Source organism: Streptomyces sp. NPDC048637, from assembly GCF_040650675.1.
Taxonomy (GTDB): Bacteria; Actinomycetota; Actinomycetes; order Streptomycetales; family Streptomycetaceae; genus Streptomyces.
Genome location: NZ_JBEZHQ010000010.1, coordinates 99,103 through 118,668, shown reverse-complemented (window position 1 = coordinate 118,668; position 19,566 = coordinate 99,103). Strand labels below are relative to the sequence as shown.

Genomic DNA, 19,566 nt, shown 5'->3' with positions numbered 1-19,566 from the left:
GCTGGCCTGGGTGGTCACAGCTGCCCCCAGCGGCGGATGGCGGGGGCGACGCGCTGGACGCCGTGGCGATAGGCGCCGCGGGCGGCCTCGCGGACTGTCTCGCGGGCGACCCGGCGCAGTCCGCCGGTCTCCTCGGGGGCGTCGGCGTGGCCGGCGATCGGCTCGCCGTGCGGGTCCAGGCCGTGCCGGGCGAGGATGCCGGGGAGGTAGCCGGGGGCGGTGCGGGCTGTGTAGTACGGGGTGAGCGGCGGCAGCCGGTCGGCGGTGCGCAGCGCGGTGACCCGGGCGCGGGCCGCGTCGAAGGCCTGCTCGTAGTTCCCGTCGGCGGCGACGCCCTGGCGGGCGAGCCAGTCGGCGTCGGGCTCCGGGCGGTGTCCGGCGTCCAGCTCGTCCCAGGAGGCGAGGCAGCCGGAGCCGAGGAAGTGGTGGTTGCCGAGGACCTCGCGGACGCCGAGGTCGGTGAGGACGGCGGTGGGGATGCCGCGGTGCAGCGACTCCAGGGCGGCGGTCGAGCTGACCGTCACCATCAGGTCGGTGCGGTCCAGGACCTCGCCCATGTTGCCGTACACCAGGCGGCAGTTGGCGGGGAGTCCGCCGGGGGCCTTGGCGGCGAGCTTCTGGTAGGGCAGTTCCTCGATGTGGGTGGTGTGCTCGCCCGGCTTGCTGCGGAGCTTGATCAGCACCTCCCGGTCCGGGTGCCGGCGGGCGTGCTCGACCGCTCTGCGCAGCAGGTAGGTGCGGTCGGCGCGGCTCTCCGGGACGGAGGGCTGGGCGGCGAACACCACGGTGTAGGGGCTGTTCGGGCCGGTGTAGCGCGCGCCGCCGAGGAACGGCAGGGCGCATTCGACGACGCTGCCGTCGTCGGCGCCGACCCCGCGGTACACCTCGCGGAACCGGTCCGCGTCGTGCCGGGAGTTGGCGAGGACGACATCCGCGCCGTGCCGCAGCAGCAGCCCGTCGGCGAGCTTCTCGTAGACGACCCCGACATAGCCGGTGACGACGACGGGGCGGGTGTCGGCGCCGCGCCAGGCGCGGGCGAGGCCGTGCAGCATCGCCTGCACCGCTCCGCCGACACAGGCCAGCACGATGACGTCGTAGCGCGTACGGTCGGGGGACCGGACGCCTTCCTGCATCCGCGCCAGGAAGTCGACGCCCCTGATTTCGCGCAGCGAGTCCGCACGGGCGCCGACCTCGTCGAGCTGGCGGACCGTGGGAGTGGCGCGGCCGCGGAGAAGGTAGCCGTCGAGCCGGATGTCCGGTTGGATTCGGTACGCTGTCAAAGCGCCCCATTTCCACCGGGTATCCGAGTCGGCGAGTACGGCGACCCGCGGCGAAGAGTTGGTACGTGATGGCACGTCCAAGACGCTAGGAAGCCATTTCGTTGGACGGGCCAACTGGGCCGCAACAAAGGGTTAACAGCGGGTCGACGAATGGCGAACCGGCCCGATAGTCGGCCTGGTTAACCATCCCGCCATTCTTCGTTCACCTTGAGGCCTGCACCCGGTAAAGACGAATGCCGTCTGCGCGCCTAACGTCACCGGGGTGGTTAAGCTCTCCGTCATCGTGCCGTTCTACAACGTGCAGACATACGCGCCCGACACCCTGAAAAGCCTGGCGGCCAATGCCCGCGAGGACTTTGAATTCCTGCTCGTCGACGACTGTTCGCGCGACGAGACCCCGGAGATTCTCGCGCGCGCCGAGCGCGAGCTGCCGGGCGCCAGACTGCTGCGGCACGCACAGAACGGCGGCCTGGCCACCGCCCGCAACACCGGTCTGGACGAGGCTCGCGGCGAGTACGTCACCTTCCTGGACGGTGACGACTGGCTGGCTCCCGGCTACTACCCCGAACTCCTCGCCACGATTGCGGAGTTGGGGTGTGACTTCGTCCGTACCGACCATGTCCAGTGCACCGCCCGCGCGCGCAGCGTCCACCGGGTCCCGCACGGCCGGCGCGGGGTGGTGATGGACCCGCGCGAGGTGATCCTGCCCGCCGACCGCTCCACCTCCGTCGACTACGCCTTCGCCTGGGCCGGGATGTACCACCGCCGGCTGCTGGACGACGGGGTACTGCATTTCAAGGACGGCCTGCGCACCGCTGAGGACCGGCCGTGGATCTGGCGGCTGCACCGCGAGGCACAGTCCATGGCGGTGGTCGGAATGCTCGGCGTTTTCTACCGGCGCGGTGTGGCATCTTCCCTGACGCAGATCGGCGATGTGCGGCAATTGGACTTCATTCGCGCTTTCGATCAGGTGATCGAGGAAACGGCGCAGGACCGCGATGCCGATCTTCTGCTGCCGAAGGCGGTGCGCACTTATTGCGCGATCATTTCCCACCATCTCGGTTCGATCGAACGTTTCGAACCGCAGGTCGCCCGTAAATTGCGAGCGATGAGCGCCGCGGCCATGAAACGCATGCCGCAGGACGTACTGAAGGAAGCCCTGGATTCGATGGATGTGCAGCGCGCGTCCCGGCTGCGGCGACTGCGCCGTCGCCCCGTCCCCGCGGAGGTCGCCGCCTGATGTCCACCCGACCGCGTACCCAGATCTTCATGGCGTCCACGCTCTACGGCGCGGCGACGCTCGCCGCGGCGCTGGACGCCGACTGCTTCGCCCCGGCCGGGCGCCGGCTGCTGCTGCTCAGCAACAACGCGACGACCCCGGAGACCACCGCGTCGCTGGACACCATGCCCGGCTTCGAGCGGCTGCGCGGCCGCTTCGACCGGGTGCTGTCGTGGAACGAGACGATCAGCCCGTTCCACCCCGGCGGCTGGTCGCCGCGCTCGGACGACGTCCCGCTGTGGGAGCGGCATCTGCGGCTGCTGTGGGGCCTGGGCGACGACCGCGTCGAGCTGGTCGTGGAGTCCATCCAGGTCAACCCGGCGCTGGCACTCACGCAGCTGTTCCCCGACGCGCCGATCGATGTCTACGCCGACGGTCTGATGAGCTACGGCCCCACCCGCAACAAGCTCGATCCGCTGATCGGCACCCGGATCAACCGGCTGCTGCATCTGGACCTGGTGCCGGGCCTGACGCCGCTGCTGCTCACCGAGTTCGACGTCGCGCCGCACACCGTGCCGACCGACGCCTTCACCAAGGTACTGTCCGAACTCTCCGACACCAGCGGCGAGGTGGCGGTCCCGGAGGGCGGCGCGCTGCTGCTCGGCCAGTACCTCTCCGCGCTGGGCATCCTCACTCCGGAGGAGGAAGAGGAGCTGCATGTGCGGATGGTGCGCGGCGCCGTCGAGCGCGGCCACCGCGAGATCGTCTTCAAACCGCATCCGTCCGCCCCGGCCCGCTGGTCGCGGCTGCTGGAGCGGGAGGCCGAGAAGCTGGACATCGCACTGACGGTGCTGGACAGCCCGGTGCTGGCCGAGGTGCTCTACCAGCGGATGCGGCCCGCGCTGGTCGTCGGCTGCTTCTCCACCGCGCTGCTGACGGCCGCCACCTTCTACGGGCTGCCGACGGCGCGGACCGGCACCGGACTGCTGCTGGAGCGGCTGGCGCCGTACCAGAACAGCAACCGGATGCCGGTCACGATCGTGGACGCGCTGGTGCCGGACCTGGGTGACCGCAGCGAGCGGCCACGGGCCCATGCCACCGCCGAGAGCGTCGAGGGCCTGGTCACCGCGGTCGGCTATGCGATGCAGCACCAGATCTATCCGGAGCTGCGGCCGGCCGCCGAGCGCTATCTGGCGGCGCATCTCGACCCGGTCACCCGGCGCTACTTCAAGCGCCGCCGGCTGACCGCGCTGGCGCTGCCCGGGGCGATCCCATCGCAGCTGTCGTTCATTCCGCGCAATGCGACCGTCCGCAGGGTGGCGCGCCGGGCGCGTGCGGTGCAGCGGCGGCTGAAGAAGCGGGCCGCGTTCGGATGACCACCACCACCCAGCTGACGACCGCCGCGCCGCCCGCCGCGCCGGATCCCGTCACCACCACACCGCAGCCCGCGATACGGGGGCGCAGCCGCACCGGTGCGTCGCGGCTGCGCGCCCTCGACGGGCTGCGGCTGCTCGCCGCCCTGATGGTCGCCGCGTACCACTTCGGGGGGCGCAGCGGCGAGATTGCGCAGGCCTGGGGCAGTTCGCCGGCCCAGCAATTCCCCACCGCGGCACCGCTGTTCGCCTATGGCTGTCTGGGCGTCCAGATCTTCTTTGTGATCAGCGGCTTCGTCATCTGTCTCAGCGGCTGGGGGCGGACGCTGCGGGCCTTCATCGCCTCGCGGGTCTCCCGCCTCTATCCGGCGTACTGGGTCGCGGTCCTCTTGGTCAGCGCGGTCTTCGCGCTCCCCTGGGTCGCCTACAAGGCGCTGCCGCCCAGCGACGTACTGACCAATCTGACCATGCTGCAGCTGCCGTTGGGTGCGGACCGGGTGCTGGGCGTGTGCTGGACCCTCTGGGCGGAGATGCGTTTCTACGCGCTCTTCGCGCTCTGTGTCGTCCTGCCGGGCGCCACCCGCGGCCGGGTGGTGCTCTTCTGCGCGGGCTGGACGCTGGCCGCCGCGCTCGCCCAGGCCGCCCACGAGCCCTTCCTCGACACCGTCCTGATGCCCGAGCACGCCCCGTTCTTCATCGGCGGCATCGGTCTGTACCTGCTGCACCGCTACGGTGCCCGTGATCCGATCGCCTGGGCGATAGTGCTGGTCAGCTGGCTGATAGGCCAGCATTACGCGGTCGCCGCCCTGTGGCACGCACCGTCGGCCGGCGGTTTCTCCTACCGCTCGACGGCGGGCATCATCGCCGTTGTCACCCTCGGCTTCGCCCTGGTCGCGGCGGTCGCCCTGGGCAAGCTGCGGTGGGCGAACTGGCGCTGGCTGACCGTGGCCGGCGCGCTGACCTACCCCTTCTACCTCGTGCACGAGCATCTGGGCTGGGTCGTGGTGCGGGCGCTGCACCGCGGCGCCGGACTGCCCTCGTACGCCACGCTGATGCTGACCGTGGGGCTGATGCTGCTGCTCGCCTGGGTGCTGCACCGCTTCATAGAGCGCCCGCTCACGCCCGTTCTGAAGCGGTCGATCGACCCGCGTCGCTGACCGGCCGCCGGTTCAGCTGCGCCGCTCCGGGCCGGCCGTGGCCTCAATCCCGGCGACGATGATGCGCAGTCCGGCCTCGAAGGACTGCGCGAGGTCGCCGAACAGCTCCCGGCCGGCCCGGTCCGCGAGCGGATAGCGCGCGCCGATCCTCTCCGTGCGGCGGTCCAGGTCGTAGGCCGGGTCGCGGGTCTTCGGGTCGCGGCTCTCCGGCTCACCGGGGTCCGGGTAGACCGACTGCTCCTCGATCACCAGGCCGACGGTGTAGTTGTAGGCGGTCCACCACGCCTGGGCCGCTTCGCGCACGGTGAAGCCCGCATCGGTGAAGCCGCGGACCATGCCGTCCAGCGGCCCGGCGTAGCTCTCGTCGGTCATCCGGGTACCGCTGAAGACCTTGCCGCCGTCGCGGTAGCCGAGCAACTCGCGGCGCAGTACCCGGCAGGCGCCGAGGAGGGTTTCCTGCCAGGAGGGACCGGGCCCGGCCCCCTCCCCCCGCAGCGACACGGCCATCCGCCGGAACATCTCGGTGGCCATCTCGTCCAGCAGTTCCTGCTTGTTCTTGAAATGCCAGTAGAGCGCGGGTGCCTGGACGTTCAGCTCCTTGGCGATGCGCCGCAGGGTGAGCCCGTCGAGGCCGACCTCGTTCAGCAGCCGCAGAGCGGTGTCGACGACCTGTTTCCGGTCGATGCGCGAAACCATATTGACAACTTAACACTGTTAAACCCATTCTCGGAGCCATGGAACTTAACAACGTTAAGGGCGCCCGCGGCGTGCCGGACGACCTCCCCACGACCGTCGACGTACTGATCGCCGGCGCCGGCCCGACCGGCCTCGCCCTCGGCATCGACCTCGCCCGGCGCGGGGTGCGCGCGCTGCTCGTCGAGCGGCAGGACCGCCTCTCGCGCGGCGCCCGCGGCACCGCTCTGCAGCCGCGCACCCAGGAGGTCTACGACGACCTCGGCGTGCTGGCGGCCATCCAGGCGGCCGGCGGCCACTACCCGAAGACCGCCCGCTGGGAGAACGGCCGGATCGCCGAGATCAGCGAGATGATCGAGCGGGTCGCCCCCACACCCTCCACGCCCCACTCGAACGCCCTGATGGTGCCGCAGTTCCGCAACCAGGAACTACTGCACGCGCGGCTGCAGGAACTCGGCGGCAGGGTCCTCCTCGGCACCGAACTCACCGCGTTCACCCAGGACTCCGACGGGGTGACGGCCCATCTGCGCGGCGCCGACGGGGTGGAGCGCAGCGTGCACGCCGCCTATCTGGTCGCCGCCGACGGCGGGCGCAGCACCGTACGCCGGGCGCTGGGGATCGGGATGAGCGGCCCGTCACTGCCGGCGGGCGCCGCGGTGCTCGCCGATGTCCGGGTGGACGGCCTGGACCGGGACCACTGGCACCGCTGGAACCTGCAGGGCCACGGGTTCGTCACCCTCCTCCCCCTCGCCGGTACCGACTACTTCCAGACCTTCGTCGTCGCCGGCGAAGCGGCGGATACCTCGCCCGAGGGGGTCCGCGCCCTGCTCGCGGCCCATACCCACCTCGGCGCCGAGCAGATCCGCGAGGTCCTGTGGTCCTCCCTCTACCGCCCCAAAGCGGGCCTGGCCGACGCCTTCCGCACCGGCCGGGTCTTCCTGGCCGGCGACGCCGCGCACATCCACTCCCCGGCGGGCGGCCAGGGCCTGAACACCAGCGTCCAGGACGCCTACAACCTCGGCTGGAAGCTCGGCCAGGTACTGCGGCACGGCGCCCCCGACACCCTGCTCGACAGCTATGAGACCGAGCGCCGGCCGATCGCCGCGCACATCCTCGACACCAGCACCCGGCTGCACCGCTCCGGTTCGCTGCGCCGCGGCCGGGACCTGCACCAGCTCGGCATCGGCTACCCCGACAGCCCGTTGACGCGGGAGCTGCGCAGGAACGTCACCGAGGGCGTGCCCGCCGCGGGCGACCGGGCCCCCGACGCCCCGTGCACCACGGCCGACGGCCGGCCCACCCGGCTCTTCGACGCCTTCCGGGGCCCGCACTTCACCCTGCTCACCCTCGGGTCGACCGACCTCGACGACACCGCGCTGCCGGCCGATCCGGCGCTGCTGCGCCTCGTCCGCGTCGGCGGCCCGTCCCCCGATCTGCTCGACACCGACGGCCATGTCCGGGACGCCTACGGCAGCGACCCCGCCGTCCTCCTCATCCGCCCCGACGGCTATCTGGCGCTCGCCGCACCGGCCGAGGACGCCACGGCCCAGGTGACCGCGGCCCTCGGGACGTTCCTCGGCGCGGGCACGGCGCGGGCGGTCGCCCGGTGACCCGCGCAGGCCGGCCCGGCGGACCGGCCTGCGGTCAGGGCCGCACCCCCGCGGCGGTGAGCAACCCCCGCGCCTCGTCCCGGGCCTGACCGATCGGGTCGGGGAAGATGTCCAGGCCGTGGGCGACCAGGGCCCCTTCATGCAGGAGCATCAGCGCCCGGCCCAGCCGGTCGGCCCGGTCAGGGGCGGCGGCCCTCACGAGATCGGTGAACAGCGCGAGCATCCACGCCTTCTGCGCGGTGATGATCGCGTACGCGGGGTGGGACGGGTCGCTGATCTCGGCGTGGGCGTTGACCATGCTGCACCCCTTGCCGCTGTGCTGTGCCGACCAGGCACCTGCGGCATCGAACACCGCCAGGACCCCCGCCGCGGGAGACGGCCGTGCGGCGTCGAGATACGGCGCGAGAAAGGCCCGCCACCGTTCGTCACGGTCCGCGAGGTACTCCACGACGATCTGCTCCTTGGAGCCGAACCGGTCGTAGAGGGTCTTCTTCGTCACCCCGGCCTCGGCCGCGATCAGATCCACCCCGACGGCATGGATGCCGCGCTCGTAGAACAGCCGCTCGGCGGCCGCCAGGGCGCGGCGCGCGGCAGGCGTCATGGTGATCCGGCGCGGCGTCTGCGAAGTAGCCATGGTCAAAAGTATACCGATCTGTATAGTGGAAGGAGAGGTATACAGATCGGTTTAGTGAAGGAGCACGGTATGCACGGCATGCGCTTCCTGCTCTCGGCCGCCTTTGTGCTCTGCTGGAGCTCCGGTTTCATCGGCGCCAAGCTCGGCGCCGGCAGCGCGCCCGCGGCCACGCTCCTGATGTGGCGGTTCCTGCCGCTCGCCGCCGTCCTGGCCCTGGTGGCGGCGACCGCCACCCGCTCCTCGTGGCGGGGCCTGACGGCACGGACGGTCGCCCGGCAGGCCGCCGTCGGCGCCCTGTCACAGAGCGGCTATCTCTTCACCGTCTACTACGCGATCCAGCTCGGGGTCTCCAGCGGCACCACGGCCCTGATCGACGGCACCCAGCCCCTGGTGGCCGGGGCGCTCGCCGGGCCGTTGCTGCACCAGTACGTCTCCCGCCGGCAGTGGCTCGGACTGTGTCTGGGCGTGGGCGGCGTCGCGCTGGTCACCACGGCCGATGCGACGGCCGCCGCGGGCGTGAGCCGGTGGGCGTACCTCGTCCCGTTCCTCGGCATGGCCTCGCTGGTGGCGGCCACGTTCCTGGAAGGCCGCTCGCGCACCCGGGTCGCACCGTCGGTGGCGATGACCGTCCACTGCACCACCAGCGCCGTCCTCTTCACCGCCCTCGCCACCGCCACCGGCTCCGTACTGCCGCCCGCCTCACTCTCGTTCTGGGCCGCGGTCGGCTGGCTGGTGGCGCTGTCCACCTTCGGCGGGTACGGGCTGTACTGGCTGATCCTCCGGCGCTCCGGCATCACCGAGGTGAACACCCTGATGTTCCTGATGGCACCGGTCACCGCGCTGTGGGGCGCCGCCATGTTCGGCGAACCCTTCGGCCCGCAGACCGCCGCCGGACTGGCAGTCGGCCTCGCGGCGGTCGTCCTCGTACGCCGCGGTGCGACGCCCCCGGCCGCGAGCCGTACCGGGAACGCGCCCGTACGCGCACGAGGCCGCACCAGCGGACCTCCGCTCGTACCGCCTCGTGCCGGGGACAGGCGCCTGAGGGGGGTGGGGCGCCCGGGGCGGTGACCCGCCCGGAAAGAACAGCGGTCCGACGGACCGGGCCCTAAAGGACCAGCGACAGCAACAGCACGCAGACGATCCCGACCACCGAGATCAGCGTCTCCATCACCGACCAGGTCTTCAGCGTCTGGCCGACGTTCATCCCGAAGTACTCCTTGACCAGCCAGAACCCGGCGTCGTTGACATGGCTGAAGAACAGCGACCCGGAGCCGATGGCCAGCACCAGCAGCGCGGCATGAGGGGTGCTCATCTCCGCGGCGAGCGGGGCGACCAGCCCGGCGGCGGAGATGGTGGCGACGGTCGCGGAGCCGGTCGCGAGCCGGATGGTGACCGCGATCAGCCAGGCCAGCAGCAGTGTGGAGATGTTCCAGCCCTTGGAGATGTCCAGGATCATCTGGCCGACGCCGGCGTCCACCAGCGTCTGCTTGAAGCCGCCGCCCGCGCCGACGATCAGCAGCACCCCGGCGATCGGGGCGAGCGACTTCTCCACGGTGGTGGCGATCCGGTCCCGGGTGAAGCCGGCCGCCCGGCCGAGCGTGAACATCGCGACGATCACGGCGGTGAGCAGGGCGATCAGCGGCGAGCCGATGACGTCGAAGACCTTCTGGACCTGGTGCCCGGGGTCGTCGACGACGATGTCCACCAGCGCCTTGGCCAGCATCATCACCACCGGCAGCAGCACGGTGGCCACGGTGATCCCGAAGCCGGGCCGCTTCTCCAGGTCGTCGGAGGTGCGCTCGGGCACCAGATTCTCCGGCGGCTGGATGTCGACCCAGCGGGCCGCGTAACGGGAGAAGACCGGACCGGCGATGATCATGGTCGGGATGGCGACGACCACCCCGAGTGCGAGCGTGACCCCGAGGTTCGCGCCGACCGCGTCGATCGCCACGAGCGGCCCGGGGTGCGGGGGTATCAGCCCGTGCATGACGGACAGTCCGGCCAGCGCCGGGATGCCGATGCGCATCAGCGAGAAGTTGCCGCGCTTGGCGACCAGCAGCACCACCGGGATCAGCAGCACGATGCCGACCTCGAAGAAGATCGGCAGCCCGACGATCCCGGCGATCAGCACCATCGCCCAGGGCATCGCCTTCCGGCTCGCCTTCGCCAGGATCGTGTCGACGATCTGGTCCGCACCGCCGGAGTCGGCGAGCAGCCGCCCGAGGACGGCACCGAGCGCAATCAGCACACCGGTGCCCGCGACCGTCGTGCCCAGGCCCGCCGAGAAGCTGGTGAGGGTCTTGTCGAGCGGTGCGCCGGCCACCGCGCCGAGCACCAGCGAGCCGACGATCAGCGCCAGAAAGGCATGCAGCTTGAACTTGGTGATGAGCAGGACGATGACGGCTATGCCGGCCAGGACGGCGATGCCCAGCTGCGCGTGACCGGCCGTGGTGATCGGCTCGGCCGCGTCCGCTGCGAGCATCTCGACGCTGAGATGTGTCACGGCGATTCCCTTGGTTGGACGGAGGGGGAAGGGGGTGCTGCGTTACCTGTGGGGGGAGTTGGGGTGAGGGGGAGGCGTTCTAGGACGCGCCCCGGCCGTCCGCCGCGTCCCGCGCGCGCAGTGCGGCCACCGCCCGCTCGGCGATCTCCTCCGGGGTGCCGGACACCTCGACGGTGACGCCGGCCTCGTCGGGCGCGGGCGGTTCGAGCGTGGCGAACTGGGAGTCCAGCAGCGCGGTCGGCATGAAGTGGCCCTTGCGCCCGGCCATCCGCTCCTCGATCAGCGCGCGATCGCCGGTGAGGTGCAGCAGGACGATGCCGGGGGCGACGGCACGCAGCCGGTCGCGATAGGCGCGCTTGAGCGCGGAGCTGCTGACCACCCCGCCGCGCCCGGCCCGTTCACGCGCCCAGGCTCCTATGGCGTCCAGCCAGGGGCCCCGGTCGTCGTCGTCCAGCGGGATGCCCGCCGACATCTTGGCGATGTTGGCCGGCGGATGGAAGTCGTCACCTTCGGCGTACGGGACGCCCAGTTCGCCGGCCACCAACGGGCCGATCGTGGTCTTGCCGGTGCCGGCCACGCCCATCACGACGATCACGTCGGGGGTGCTCATCCCGTGGTACCTCGCTGTCCTCATCGACCCCGTGCGGCCCCCACTGAAACCCATTAGGTACGACGTATTCAAGAGCCTGTGATGCAAACGTCATACTTAATTGGCCGAGGGGTCGGGAACGTAGGCTTGCCCCATGGAAAACGAGGGGAAGGGACTGCACGCCCGAGTGCTGGAGTCCCTCGGACCCGCGATCACCGCGGGCGACTACCCTCCGGGCACGATCTTGCGAACGGACGAGCTGGAGCAGCGCTTCGACGTCTCGCGCACGGTCATCCGCGAGGCGATCCGGGTACTGGAATCCATGCAGCTGGTCGCCTCCCGGCGCCGGGTGGGGGTGACCGTCCGGCCCACCGAGGAGTGGAACGTCTACGACCCGCGGGTGATCGGCTGGCGGCTGGCCGGCCGGGACCGCCCCCGGCAGCTGCGCTCGCTGACCGTGCTCCGCTCGGCGATCGAACCGGTCGCCGCGGGCCTGGCCGCCCAGCACGCCACCCCCGAGCAGTGCGCCCGGCTCACCGAAGAGGCGATGGGCATGGTCGCCACCTCACGCGGCCAGCAGCTCGACGCCTACCTCGTCCACGACATGGCCTTCCACCGGGTGGTGCTGACCGCCTCCGGCAATGAGATGTTCGCCCGGCTCGGCGATGTGGTCGCCGCCGTCCTGACCGGCCGCACCCAGCACCATGTGATGTTCACCGACCCCGACCCGGCCGCCGTCACCCTCCATGTGCAGGTCGCGGAAGCCGTCCGCACCGGCGACGCGGCGCGGGCGGAGTCCCTGACCCGTGAGATCACGGCCGGCGCGATGGCCGAACTGGACGTGCTGGCACCGTAGTTGACCCCGGCGCCGCCGGGCCCACGGGTCAGAACAGCGGCTGCTGCCCGGGAATCGGCGGCTCCTCCGGGTCGAACAGCTTCTCCGCGGGCGCCATCATCGGCGCCATCCTGCGCGACCCCGGGCAGGAGATCAGCTCCAGCACCGTCCGCCGGCCGGGCGGGTCATGGCGGGCGAAGCGGCCGCCGACAACGGCGATCTCTCGGGTGCAGATGGGGCACGCGCGGCGGGGTGACGACATGACACCAGTGTGACTCAGGCCGGCTCGCCGGTCACAAGCTCCCGACCCCCACCGCGCGCCCGCACGGGACTCCGGAAGCGACGCGGGCCGGGGCCGCTTCCGGAGCGCCGGGGGGACTGCCGGCCGGTGTCAGCGAAGAAGCTGGGTGATCTCCAACGAGACCAAGGAGCCGTCCTCGGCCCGCTGTCGGCCCAGCACTCCTATGCCGGTGCCCGCTCGCTGTTCACCCAGCTCGACATTCCTCGCCGCATCGCCCAGCTCGACCTGTCCCTCGCCGTGGTCGCCGAGATGTCCGGCAAGCTGGAGACCGCCGCCCGCCATTACGAGACCCTGGCCGTCGACGACAGGCTCTCCCGCCGCGACCGGGCCAGAGCCCAGCTGTGGGTGGGCACCGCGCTGAGCAAGGGCGGCAACAACGACTACGCCGCCCGGGTCATGCTCGCCGCGACGCACGAGTTCGAGGACCTGGCCGAGCCCGACGACTGGTCCGTCGCCCATCAAAAGCTCGCCCTCGCCCACCGCGGCGTTGGTGACATCACCCAGGCCCTGTACTTCATCGACATCGCCCGTAGCACCGGAACGACCGACTCACCCATGCAGCAGGTCCGGCTGGACACCGCCCACGGTCACATCCTGCTGTCCGATCCCGTCACCCGGGATGATGGGCTGCATGTGCTCGACGACGCCGCGAAGCCGGCCGCCAAGTTCGGTCTGAGTCACCAGTTCCGCAGCATCGGGGGCATCCGGATGACGAGCGAGGGGGCCTCCGGCCCCCGGCGGTGACCAGGGAGAGACGCGAGTGACGGACAACGAGCGGGCCATCACCGAAGGCCAGCGACAGCAGGCCGAGCTGATCTGGGACTACCACCAGATGCACCACGAGGTGCGGCCCACCGACGCCGCCATCGGCCTGGGCAGTCACGACCTTGGTGTCCCGGCTTTCTGTGCCGAGCTGTACCGAGCCGGCCTGTTCCCCACTCTGGTGTTCTCCGGCGGCTCCAACCCCACCGCCCCCGAACGCTTCCCCCGCGGCGAAGCAGTGCACTTCCGCGAGCATGCGATCGCCCTCGGAGTGCCGGCGGACGCGGTTCTGCTGGAGCCCGGCGCGAGGAACACCGGGCAGAACATCACCCTCTCCCGCGAGGTCCTGGTTGCCGCCGGGATCATGCCGAAGACTGTGTTGCTGGTCTCCATGCCTTATATGGAGCGACGCGCCTATGCCACTGCCCGCAAGGTGTGGCCCGAGGTCGAGGTGATCTGCGCCTCGGCTCCCTTGGAGTTCGATGACTATCTGAAGACGATCGGTGACGAAGAACTCGTCGTCCACCAGCTCGTCGGCGACCTGCAGCGGGTGGTCGAGTATCCCCGTCTCGGGTTCGCCATCGAGCAGGTCGTCCCGGAGGACGTGCGGGTCGCATACGCATCGCTCGTCCACGACGGCTTCACCAGCCGCCTCCTCGCTCCCTGACGTGCCGCCTCCGGGCGGGCTGTGCGCGAGTCACCAGCCCAACGCGTTCCCGGGGCAAAGCCGTGCCACTGCCCTGGCACGTCTCTCTGGAGGGCAGTGCGCGCTGACTTGGCACCCCGTCGTGCCCGGCACACCCTCAGAAAGCATCCGTCGGAACATAAGTCCCCCACACCCCCCGCAGCGCCTCACACACCTCGCCCACCGTCGCCCTCGCGCGCAGCGCCTCGCGCATGGGGTGGAGGACGTTGTCCGTGCCCTCGGCGGCCTTCTGCAGGTCGCCCAGGGCCGTGGTGACCGCGCGCTGATTGCGGCGGGACCGCAGGGTGGCGAGCCGTTCGACCTGCTGGGCCTCGATCGCCGGGTCGACCCGCAGCGGCTCGTAGGGCTCCTCCTCGTCCAGCTGGAAGCGGTTGACGCCGACCACGACCCGCTCACCGGCGTCCGTCTCCTGCGCGATGCGGTAGGCGTTGCGCTCGATCTCGTCCTTCTGGAAGCCCCGCTCGATGGCGGCCACCGCACCGCCCAGGTCCTCGACCCGCCGCATCAGCGCCACGGCCGCCTCCTCCACCTCGTCCGTCATCGACTCGACGGCGTAGGACCCGGCGAACGGGTCGACGGTGGCGGTCACATCGGTCTCGTACGCGAGCACCTGCTGGGTCCGCAGCGCGAGGCGGGCCGACTTGTCCGTGGGCAGGGCGATGGCCTCGTCGAAGGAGTTGGTGTGCAGCGACTGGGTGCCGCCGAGCACGGCGGCGAGGCCCTGGACGGTCACCCGGGCGAGGTTCACCTCCGGCTGCTGGGCGGTGAGCTGCACCCCCGCGGTCTGGGTGTGGAACCGCAGCATCATCGACTTGGGGTTCTTGGCACCGAACTCCTCCCGCATCACCCGGGCCCAGATCCGGCGCGCGGCACGGAACTTGGCGACCTCTTCGAGCAGCGTCGTACGGGAGACGAAGAAGAAGGACAGCCGCGGCCCAAAGTCGTCGACGTCCATCCCGGCGGCAACGGCGGTCCGCACATAGGCGATGCCGTTGGCGAGCGTGAAGGCGATCTCCTGCGCGGGCGAGGCACCCGCCTCGGCCATGTGATAGCCGGAGATGGAGATGGTGTTCCACCGGGGGATCTCGGACCGGCAGTACTGGAAGATGTCCGCGGTCAGCCGCAGCGACGGCTGCGGCGGGAAGATGTAGGTGCCCCGCGCGATGTACTCCTTGAGCACATCGTTCTGGACGGTCCCGTTCAGCTGACCGGCCGCCACCCCTTCCTCCTCCCCCACCAGTTGGTAGAGGAGCAGCAGCAGCGCGGCGGGGGCGTTGATCGTCATCGACGTCGACACCCTGTCCAGCGGGATGCCACCGAGCAGCACCCGCATGTCCTCGACGGAGTCGATGGCCACCCCCACCTTGCCGACCTCGCCGGAGGCGATCGGGGTGTCCGAGTCGTGCCCCATCTGGGTCGGCAGGTCGAAGGCGACCGACAGTCCCGTCGTGCCGTGGGCGATCAGCTGCCGGTAGCGGGCGTTGGATTCGCGGGCGGTGCCGAAGCCGGCGTACTGCCGCATCGTCCAGGGCCGCCCCGTATACATCGACGGATACACCCCCCGGGTGAAGGGGTAGCCGCCGGGCGCACCGAGCCTGCGCTCCGGGTCCCAGCCGTCCAGCGCCTCCGGCCCGTACACGGGCTCGACGGGCAGACCGCTCTCGTTGTGCCGCACACTGCCCGACTCGTGCGCCATGGGTGTACGCCTCCCATTGGGTGACCGGTTCGTCCGGGTTTACGCCTTGCTGACAGCATGCCCGCAGGTTCGCCGCCCCGCAGCACTGGGAAGAGTCACCGATGGCCGGTCGGGCCGCCGAGATCCGGGGGTTGCGCATGCAGCGGAGCAAGGGACGACGTACGGCGCCGGCGGTGGCCGCGGTGCTGGTGGTGGCGGCGCTCGCGGTGGGCTGCCGCCCGGTGACGGTCACCGGGGCCGGTTCCCCGGACAGCAAGGGCGCCCGCTACGCCCCCACCACTCCCGCTCCCCCGCCGCTCGGTCATCACAAGCCCCCCACCCCCGCCCGGCACGCCACCCGGCCGCGCCCCCCGCGCACCGCCCACCATCCGTCCCCGGCGCCCAGGCCGCTGATGGCGGCGGGCTCGCGCGGTGCGCAGGTCCGCGAACTCCAGGCGCGGCTCGCCCAGCTGGGCCTGTTCCACCGCGCCCCGACGGGCTATTACGCCTCGGTCACCGCCACCGCGGTCCGCGCCTTCCAGCAGCGGCAGGGCCTGCCCCGTACGGGCACCGTGCCGCCCGCGACCTGGCGCGCACTGCGGTCACAGACCCGCCGGCCGTCGCATGCGGAGCTCCGCCCGCCCACCACCCGGCCGGTCGGCGTCCCCGATCCGCGCTGCATGAGGGGCAGGGTGATCTGCATCAGCAAGCGGAGTAACACGCTCACCTGGGTGGTCAACGGCCGGATCGTCTCGGCGATGGATGTCCGCTTCGGCTCGCAGTACACCCCCACCCGCGAGGGCACCTTCCGCATCACCTTCAAGAGCCGCCACCACCTCTCGACGCTCTACCACACGGCCATGCCCTACGCGATGTTCTTCAGCGGCGGCCAGGCCGTCCACTACTCCGCAGACTTCGCCGCCCACGGCTACCGCGGCGCTTCCCACGGCTGCGTCAACGTCCGCGACAAGAAAAAGATCGCCGCCCTGTTCGACACGGTGAAGGGGGGCACCAAGGTGGTCGTCTACCACTGAAGAGCCGTCCCGTAAATCATCTTCGAGTCGTCTGGGGCGCGACCTCCAAGAGGCAGTGGAGAAGTCGTCCCGGGCACGGTTCCGGTCTTTCGACCGGCCCGCTTCCCCGAGCCGCTTCCTGCACCCACCGTGCAACTTCCACTGCAGCTTGGACAGCTTCCGCCCGCCACACCCGACCCCACCAGCCACCGTCGCGCAATCGGCGGCGCAGGTGGGAATCATCCGCTCCGCACCGAAAGGGAAGGGAAACTGGCCCCGGTCGTCCGACCGGAGCCAGAACCACCCAGCTCCGGCTATCTCGGCGTCGGGAACGCTATAGAGATGATGTTCCAGTTCTCCGGGTCATAACCTGGGGGGAGGTCTCCGAGCCTGCCCTCAAACTTCCTGCCCCCAGGATCCAGTATCTTGCCCTCAAATTCCAGGTAGGTGAAAGTGATACAGTCCTCTGGATTTGAGCCGATCCGTTGCCAGGTGATTTTTGCCACCGGGCCTTTTTCGATGGCGTTCCCGGACCCCTTCAGCGAGGGTTCACACTTGTTCGCCTTGGAAACGGGGCCATCTGCAGCGGAGGAAATTCCCGGGGCGCCCAGAACGAGCACCCCCGAGACGCCAACAGCTGCAGTAACCTTGAACAATGCCCTGCAGAACTTACGCATACACTCCCTTTGTTCGATGAAGGCGCGCCATCACGCCGCCCCCCTCAAGGACCGAAATCATGAAGGCCATGCGACAGAAAGGCATGAAGCCTTCACAAGAGGCTTCTTGGGTGCCATTCCTATCCACAACCCGCGGCACTCCTGAAATTACGTCCGCGCAAGGGCTGGAACATCCGCCATCTGACGGATACTTTGATCCGCCGCCGAAATCGGCGCAGACCGGAGTGCGGCGCCCGCCCCGCACTCCTCCGGGACATGGACCAAGGCCAGTTGAGTAGCTGTGAGATGGTCAGCGACGATGTTGCTGCCCGCGCTCCCCGCTTGCCGAAGACCCGCTACCGGCTCACCAGCCCCGCCCGGAACGATGCCCAGCGAGCCAGTTCTTCGACCGAAGCAACAATTGCTCCACCCCACCCAGAGCAACCACATCCGCGAGAGCGCGCGCCGGCTTAAGTGGCAGGGGATTCACCAGTGCTCGGACACTGCTCCGTAACGCTGTCAGACGGAGCATGCCTCATGGGCCCGCAAGATCAGCACCGTCGCTGAGCTGCGCTGATGGCCGTTTAAGCACTACATTTTGCTCGCCGCGGCGGCCGGCTCGTGCTGCCGCCCCCACCGGATGGTCGCTCCCCTGATTCTCTATGGAGGACGTGAGGGTGCGGTGCCCGAAAGCCAGTGCGATGCAAGCAAGGGCCGCGCCGGAAAGGGCTGTGGTGACCGGAGCCCATGGCCCGTGACCGCCGACGGAACCGGCCAGTGCGGTGCCGGCTGCCTGGCCGAGACCGAGGGAGGCAACCAGCCACGCAGCGGCCTCGCCCAGAGTGCCGAGCGGTGCGAGATGGTCCAGGCCGGCGAATGCCTGTACCAGGAGCGGGGCGAGAAAGAGCCCCGGCAGGGCGGCTGCCGCCACGGCGCCGATCGGGCCGGGCCCGGCGAGCAGAGGGAGCAGGGAGAGGAAGATGCCGGTGGCGGTCCACAGAAGCCGGCTCGCCGTCGTTCCGGGCCAGGCCCTGCGGCCGTAGAGGAGTCCGCCGGTGAGGCTGCCGACTGCCAGTGCAGCCGGAATGAGGGTGGACAGGGCTTGGTTGTGGTGGAGTTCGGAGAACGTGAGAGCGGCAACGTTCACGGCTCCCAGCGCGGCACCCGCACCGAACAATGCAGCGGCCATCACGCGGGGGCCGGATGCCCGCAACGGGCTGGGCCGGACCGCGCTGACCACGGGTGCCGTGTGCCGCCGGCGCCGAACGGGCGGAGTGGTGGCGAAGAGGAAGCTGCCGGCCAGCCCGATGAGAGCGCAGCTCGCCAGGGCCAGACGAGCGTCGGCTGCCACATCCAGGACGAGGACCAGGACGGGGCCGACGATGAAGACGACCTCCTGAGCGGAGGCGTCCAGGGCAAGGACCGCACGCAGTTCGCCGTCGGAGGCGGTGACGTCACTCCACAATGTCCGCAACGCTGCCTCAAGCGGCGGTGTTGCCAGTCCTGCCGCGGCGGTGACGACGCACGCGGCCGCGAGGTGGTCGACGGGGCGCATCACGGCGAGAGCGGTGAAGGCCATGGTGGATCCGCCCGCGGTGACTGCCAGGGTCAGGAGGTGGCCGCGGCTGTCGAGCATCCTCCCCCATAACGGCTGCGCCACGGCCGTGCTCACGCCATACATGGCGGCGAGCATGGCGGCGTCGCTGACTGTTCCTCCCTCGGTGCGAATCACCAGGAGGATCGCCAGGGGCGCCATGGCAACGGGTAAGTGCCCGACTACGGCGCCGACGAGCAGCCGCAGGACATCTGGCATGCCCAAGACGTTGCGATAGGTGGCGGCGGGCGCCGGGGTTTCAAGGACGGTGGTGCTGCTGGGCATGGTGCCGGTTCCGGTGGGTGGTGAAGAGGTGAGCGCGCCGCGGACGGTGCGCGGGCTCGACGGCCAGGCGATCTTGGTGTCAACGAGACGGGCCCAGGCGCAAGAAGAAGGAGAAGGGCGCGGGCAGGGCCCGGGGGAACTCGCGGATTTCGCCGCCCACGGCTACCGCGGCGCCTCCCACGGCTGCGTCAACGTCCGCGACAGACGGAAAATCGCCGCCCTGTTCGACACGGTGAAGGGGGGCACCAAGGCGGTCGTCCACCACTAGTGGGGAAGCCGGCACGGGGCGCGATTCCGGTCTTTCGACCGGCCCGCTTCCCCGAGCCGCCCCCGTGCGACTTTCACCGCAGTGGGCACTCCACAATCCCCGTTCAAGAAACCGGGGTGACCACCGGCGGCGATCTCGGCGCAACCTACCCGCTACAGCTCCTCAAAGGTCACCCCAGTGAGGTGCCATTCTTCCGGGCAAGTAATCGGGTCGGAGGGATTTGGCACCGGGTAGAAGCGACCGTTCGGGCCCCCATCTACGTCGTATGTGAATTTGGAACCGCCCCCCCACGTCGGGCGTTCCAAAGTCCAGTGCACAGTGATGCGCCACTTCCCGGGGCCGATCCAGACGGTGGTCGTCTTCGCGGGACAGGACCGGTCCGACTTCGGCGAGGTTAGCGGGCCAACGGGATC

At 70.4% G+C, this 19,566-nt stretch carries 17 protein-coding genes and 2 pseudogenes; 10 read left to right on the top strand and 9 right to left on the bottom strand.

Annotation, left to right across the window (positions count from 1 at the left end; all coding sequences use genetic code 11):
• Nucleotides 1–14: 14 nt before the first annotated feature.
• A complete protein-coding gene (locus AB0C46_RS15845; protein WP_362828382.1) occupies nt 15–1,355 on the bottom strand; it encodes a DUF6716 putative glycosyltransferase in 1,341 nt (446 codons plus the stop codon).
• Nucleotides 1,356–1,542: 187 nt separating this feature from the next.
• Here AB0C46_RS15845 and AB0C46_RS15840 point away from each other — a divergent pair, with 187 nt between their 5' ends.
• Genes AB0C46_RS15840 through AB0C46_RS15830 form a run of 3 tightly spaced genes read left to right on the top strand, consistent with a single transcriptional unit; the run spans nt 1,543 to nt 5,029 of the window.
• Complete coding sequence (locus tag AB0C46_RS15840; RefSeq protein WP_362828381.1) at nt 1,543–2,520, top strand: glycosyltransferase family 2 protein; 978 nt, start codon at nt 1,543–1,545, stop codon at nt 2,518–2,520.
• Complete coding sequence (locus AB0C46_RS15835; RefSeq protein ID WP_362828380.1) at nt 2,520–3,875, top strand: alpha-2,8-polysialyltransferase family protein; 1,356 nt, start codon at nt 2,520–2,522, stop codon at nt 3,873–3,875. Before AB0C46_RS15840 ends, AB0C46_RS15835 begins: the two co-directional genes overlap by 1 nt.
• Nucleotides 3,872–5,029: an acyltransferase gene (locus AB0C46_RS15830; RefSeq protein WP_362828379.1), complete on the top strand. Its 1,158-nt coding sequence runs from the start codon at nt 3,872–3,874 to the stop codon at nt 5,027–5,029. The genes AB0C46_RS15835 and AB0C46_RS15830 overlap by 4 nt, the downstream gene beginning before the upstream one ends.
• 12 nt (nt 5,030–5,041) lie before the next feature.
• On the opposite strand, the gene AB0C46_RS15825 is transcribed toward AB0C46_RS15830, so the two are convergent.
• Nucleotides 5,042–5,725, bottom strand: coding sequence for a TetR/AcrR family transcriptional regulator C-terminal domain-containing protein (locus tag AB0C46_RS15825; RefSeq protein ID WP_362828378.1), 684 nt, complete (start codon nt 5,723–5,725; stop codon nt 5,042–5,044).
• 38 nt (nt 5,726–5,763) lie between these two features.
• Here AB0C46_RS15825 and AB0C46_RS15820 point away from each other — a divergent pair, with 38 nt between their 5' ends.
• Nucleotides 5,764–7,332, top strand: coding sequence for an FAD-dependent monooxygenase (locus AB0C46_RS15820; RefSeq protein WP_362828377.1), 1,569 nt, complete (start codon nt 5,764–5,766; stop codon nt 7,330–7,332).
• A 34-nt stretch (nt 7,333–7,366) separates the two neighbouring features.
• On the opposite strand, the gene AB0C46_RS15815 is transcribed toward AB0C46_RS15820, so the two are convergent.
• The gene (locus AB0C46_RS15815; protein ID WP_362828376.1) at nt 7,367–7,966 is read right to left on the bottom strand and encodes a TetR/AcrR family transcriptional regulator; all 600 of its coding nucleotides are present in this window, start codon (nt 7,964–7,966) and stop codon (nt 7,367–7,369) included.
• 78 nt (nt 7,967–8,044) lie between these two features.
• Here AB0C46_RS15815 and AB0C46_RS15810 point away from each other — a divergent pair, with 78 nt between their 5' ends.
• Nucleotides 8,045–9,034 (top strand): DMT family transporter, encoded by a 990-nt coding sequence (locus AB0C46_RS15810; RefSeq protein WP_362828488.1) that lies wholly within the window; start codon nt 8,045–8,047, stop codon nt 9,032–9,034.
• A 37-nt stretch (nt 9,035–9,071) separates the two neighbouring features.
• On the opposite strand, the gene AB0C46_RS15805 is transcribed toward AB0C46_RS15810, so the two are convergent.
• Both AB0C46_RS15805 and AB0C46_RS15800 read right to left on the bottom strand, forming a co-directional pair.
• The gene (locus AB0C46_RS15805) at nt 9,072–10,469 is read right to left on the bottom strand and encodes a gluconate:H+ symporter (protein WP_362828375.1); all 1,398 of its coding nucleotides are present in this window, start codon (nt 10,467–10,469) and stop codon (nt 9,072–9,074) included.
• A gap of 79 nt (nt 10,470–10,548) precedes the next feature.
• Nucleotides 10,549–11,079 carry a gluconokinase gene (locus tag AB0C46_RS15800; protein ID WP_362828374.1) on the bottom strand — a complete coding sequence of 177 codons (531 nt, stop codon included), beginning with the start codon at nt 11,077–11,079 and terminating at the stop codon, nt 10,549–10,551.
• A gap of 133 nt (nt 11,080–11,212) precedes the next feature.
• Here AB0C46_RS15800 and AB0C46_RS15795 point away from each other — a divergent pair, with 133 nt between their 5' ends.
• Nucleotides 11,213–11,914 (top strand): FadR/GntR family transcriptional regulator, encoded by a 702-nt coding sequence (locus AB0C46_RS15795; protein ID WP_362828373.1) that lies wholly within the window; start codon nt 11,213–11,215, stop codon nt 11,912–11,914.
• A 28-nt stretch (nt 11,915–11,942) separates the two neighbouring features.
• Here the strand turns inward: AB0C46_RS15795 and AB0C46_RS15790 are convergent, their stop codons facing one another.
• Nucleotides 11,943–12,155 carry a hypothetical protein gene (locus AB0C46_RS15790; protein WP_026169541.1) on the bottom strand — a complete coding sequence of 71 codons (213 nt, stop codon included), beginning with the start codon at nt 12,153–12,155 and terminating at the stop codon, nt 11,943–11,945.
• A gap of 141 nt (nt 12,156–12,296) precedes the next feature.
• Between AB0C46_RS15790 and AB0C46_RS15785 the strand changes: the two are divergent.
• Nucleotides 12,297–12,938, top strand: a pseudogene (locus AB0C46_RS15785) (hypothetical protein); the annotation flags it as partial.
• A 16-nt stretch (nt 12,939–12,954) separates the two neighbouring features.
• Nucleotides 12,955–13,623 carry a YdcF family protein gene (locus AB0C46_RS15780; protein ID WP_362828372.1) on the top strand — a complete coding sequence of 223 codons (669 nt, stop codon included), beginning with the start codon at nt 12,955–12,957 and terminating at the stop codon, nt 13,621–13,623.
• Nucleotides 13,624–13,759: 136 nt separating this feature from the next.
• On the opposite strand, the gene AB0C46_RS15775 is transcribed toward AB0C46_RS15780, so the two are convergent.
• Entirely contained in the window at nt 13,760–15,358 is a 1,599-nt protein-coding gene (locus AB0C46_RS15775; protein ID WP_362828371.1) for a methylmalonyl-CoA mutase family protein, read from the bottom strand.
• Nucleotides 15,359–15,495: 137 nt separating this feature from the next.
• On the opposite strand from AB0C46_RS15775, the gene AB0C46_RS15770 reads away from it, so the two are divergent.
• Nucleotides 15,496–16,371: a L,D-transpeptidase family protein gene (locus AB0C46_RS15770; RefSeq protein WP_362828370.1), complete on the top strand. Its 876-nt coding sequence runs from the start codon at nt 15,496–15,498 to the stop codon at nt 16,369–16,371.
• A 293-nt stretch (nt 16,372–16,664) separates the two neighbouring features.
• On the opposite strand, the gene AB0C46_RS15765 is transcribed toward AB0C46_RS15770, so the two are convergent.
• Both AB0C46_RS15765 and AB0C46_RS15760 read right to left on the bottom strand, forming a co-directional pair.
• Nucleotides 16,665–17,027 (bottom strand): hypothetical protein, encoded by a 363-nt coding sequence (locus tag AB0C46_RS15765; protein ID WP_362828369.1) that lies wholly within the window; start codon nt 17,025–17,027, stop codon nt 16,665–16,667.
• Between the two features lie 514 nt (nt 17,028–17,541).
• Entirely contained in the window at nt 17,542–18,885 is a 1,344-nt protein-coding gene (locus tag AB0C46_RS15760; protein ID WP_362828368.1) for an MFS transporter, read from the bottom strand.
• Between the two features lie 142 nt (nt 18,886–19,027).
• Here AB0C46_RS15760 and AB0C46_RS15755 point away from each other — a divergent pair.
• Nucleotides 19,028–19,153, top strand: a pseudogene (locus AB0C46_RS15755) (L,D-transpeptidase); the annotation flags it as partial.
• Between the last annotated feature and the right edge of the window lie 413 nt (nt 19,154–19,566).

Excerpts from the sequence above, each read along its gene's own strand:
- AB0C46_RS15835 (WP_362828380.1), top strand. The coding sequence starts at position 2,520 with ATGTCCACCCGACCGCGTACCCAGATCTTCATGGCGTCCACGCTCTAC.
- AB0C46_RS15830 (WP_362828379.1), top strand. The coding sequence starts at position 3,872 with ATGACCACCACCACCCAGCTGACGACCGCCGCGCCGCCCGCCGCGCCG.
- AB0C46_RS15825 (WP_362828378.1), bottom strand. The coding sequence starts at position 5,725 with ATGGTTTCGCGCATCGACCGGAAACAGGTCGTCGACACCGCTCTGCGG.
- AB0C46_RS15820 (WP_362828377.1), top strand. The coding sequence starts at position 5,764 with ATGGAACTTAACAACGTTAAGGGCGCCCGCGGCGTGCCGGACGACCTC.
- AB0C46_RS15815 (WP_362828376.1), bottom strand. The coding sequence starts at position 7,966 with ATGGCTACTTCGCAGACGCCGCGCCGGATCACCATGACGCCTGCCGCG.
- AB0C46_RS15810 (WP_362828488.1), top strand. The coding sequence starts at position 8,045 with ATGCGCTTCCTGCTCTCGGCCGCCTTTGTGCTCTGCTGGAGCTCCGGT.
- AB0C46_RS15800 (WP_362828374.1), bottom strand. The coding sequence starts at position 11,079 with ATGAGCACCCCCGACGTGATCGTCGTGATGGGCGTGGCCGGCACCGGC.
- AB0C46_RS15795 (WP_362828373.1), top strand. The coding sequence starts at position 11,213 with ATGGAAAACGAGGGGAAGGGACTGCACGCCCGAGTGCTGGAGTCCCTC.
- AB0C46_RS15790 (WP_026169541.1), bottom strand. The coding sequence starts at position 12,155 with ATGTCGTCACCCCGCCGCGCGTGCCCCATCTGCACCCGAGAGATCGCC.
- AB0C46_RS15775 (WP_362828371.1), bottom strand. The coding sequence starts at position 15,358 with ATGGCGCACGAGTCGGGCAGTGTGCGGCACAACGAGAGCGGTCTGCCC.
- AB0C46_RS15770 (WP_362828370.1), top strand. The coding sequence starts at position 15,496 with ATGCAGCGGAGCAAGGGACGACGTACGGCGCCGGCGGTGGCCGCGGTG.
- AB0C46_RS15765 (WP_362828369.1), bottom strand. The coding sequence starts at position 17,027 with ATGCGTAAGTTCTGCAGGGCATTGTTCAAGGTTACTGCAGCTGTTGGC.
- AB0C46_RS15760 (WP_362828368.1), bottom strand. The coding sequence starts at position 18,885 with ATGCCCAGCAGCACCACCGTCCTTGAAACCCCGGCGCCCGCCGCCACC.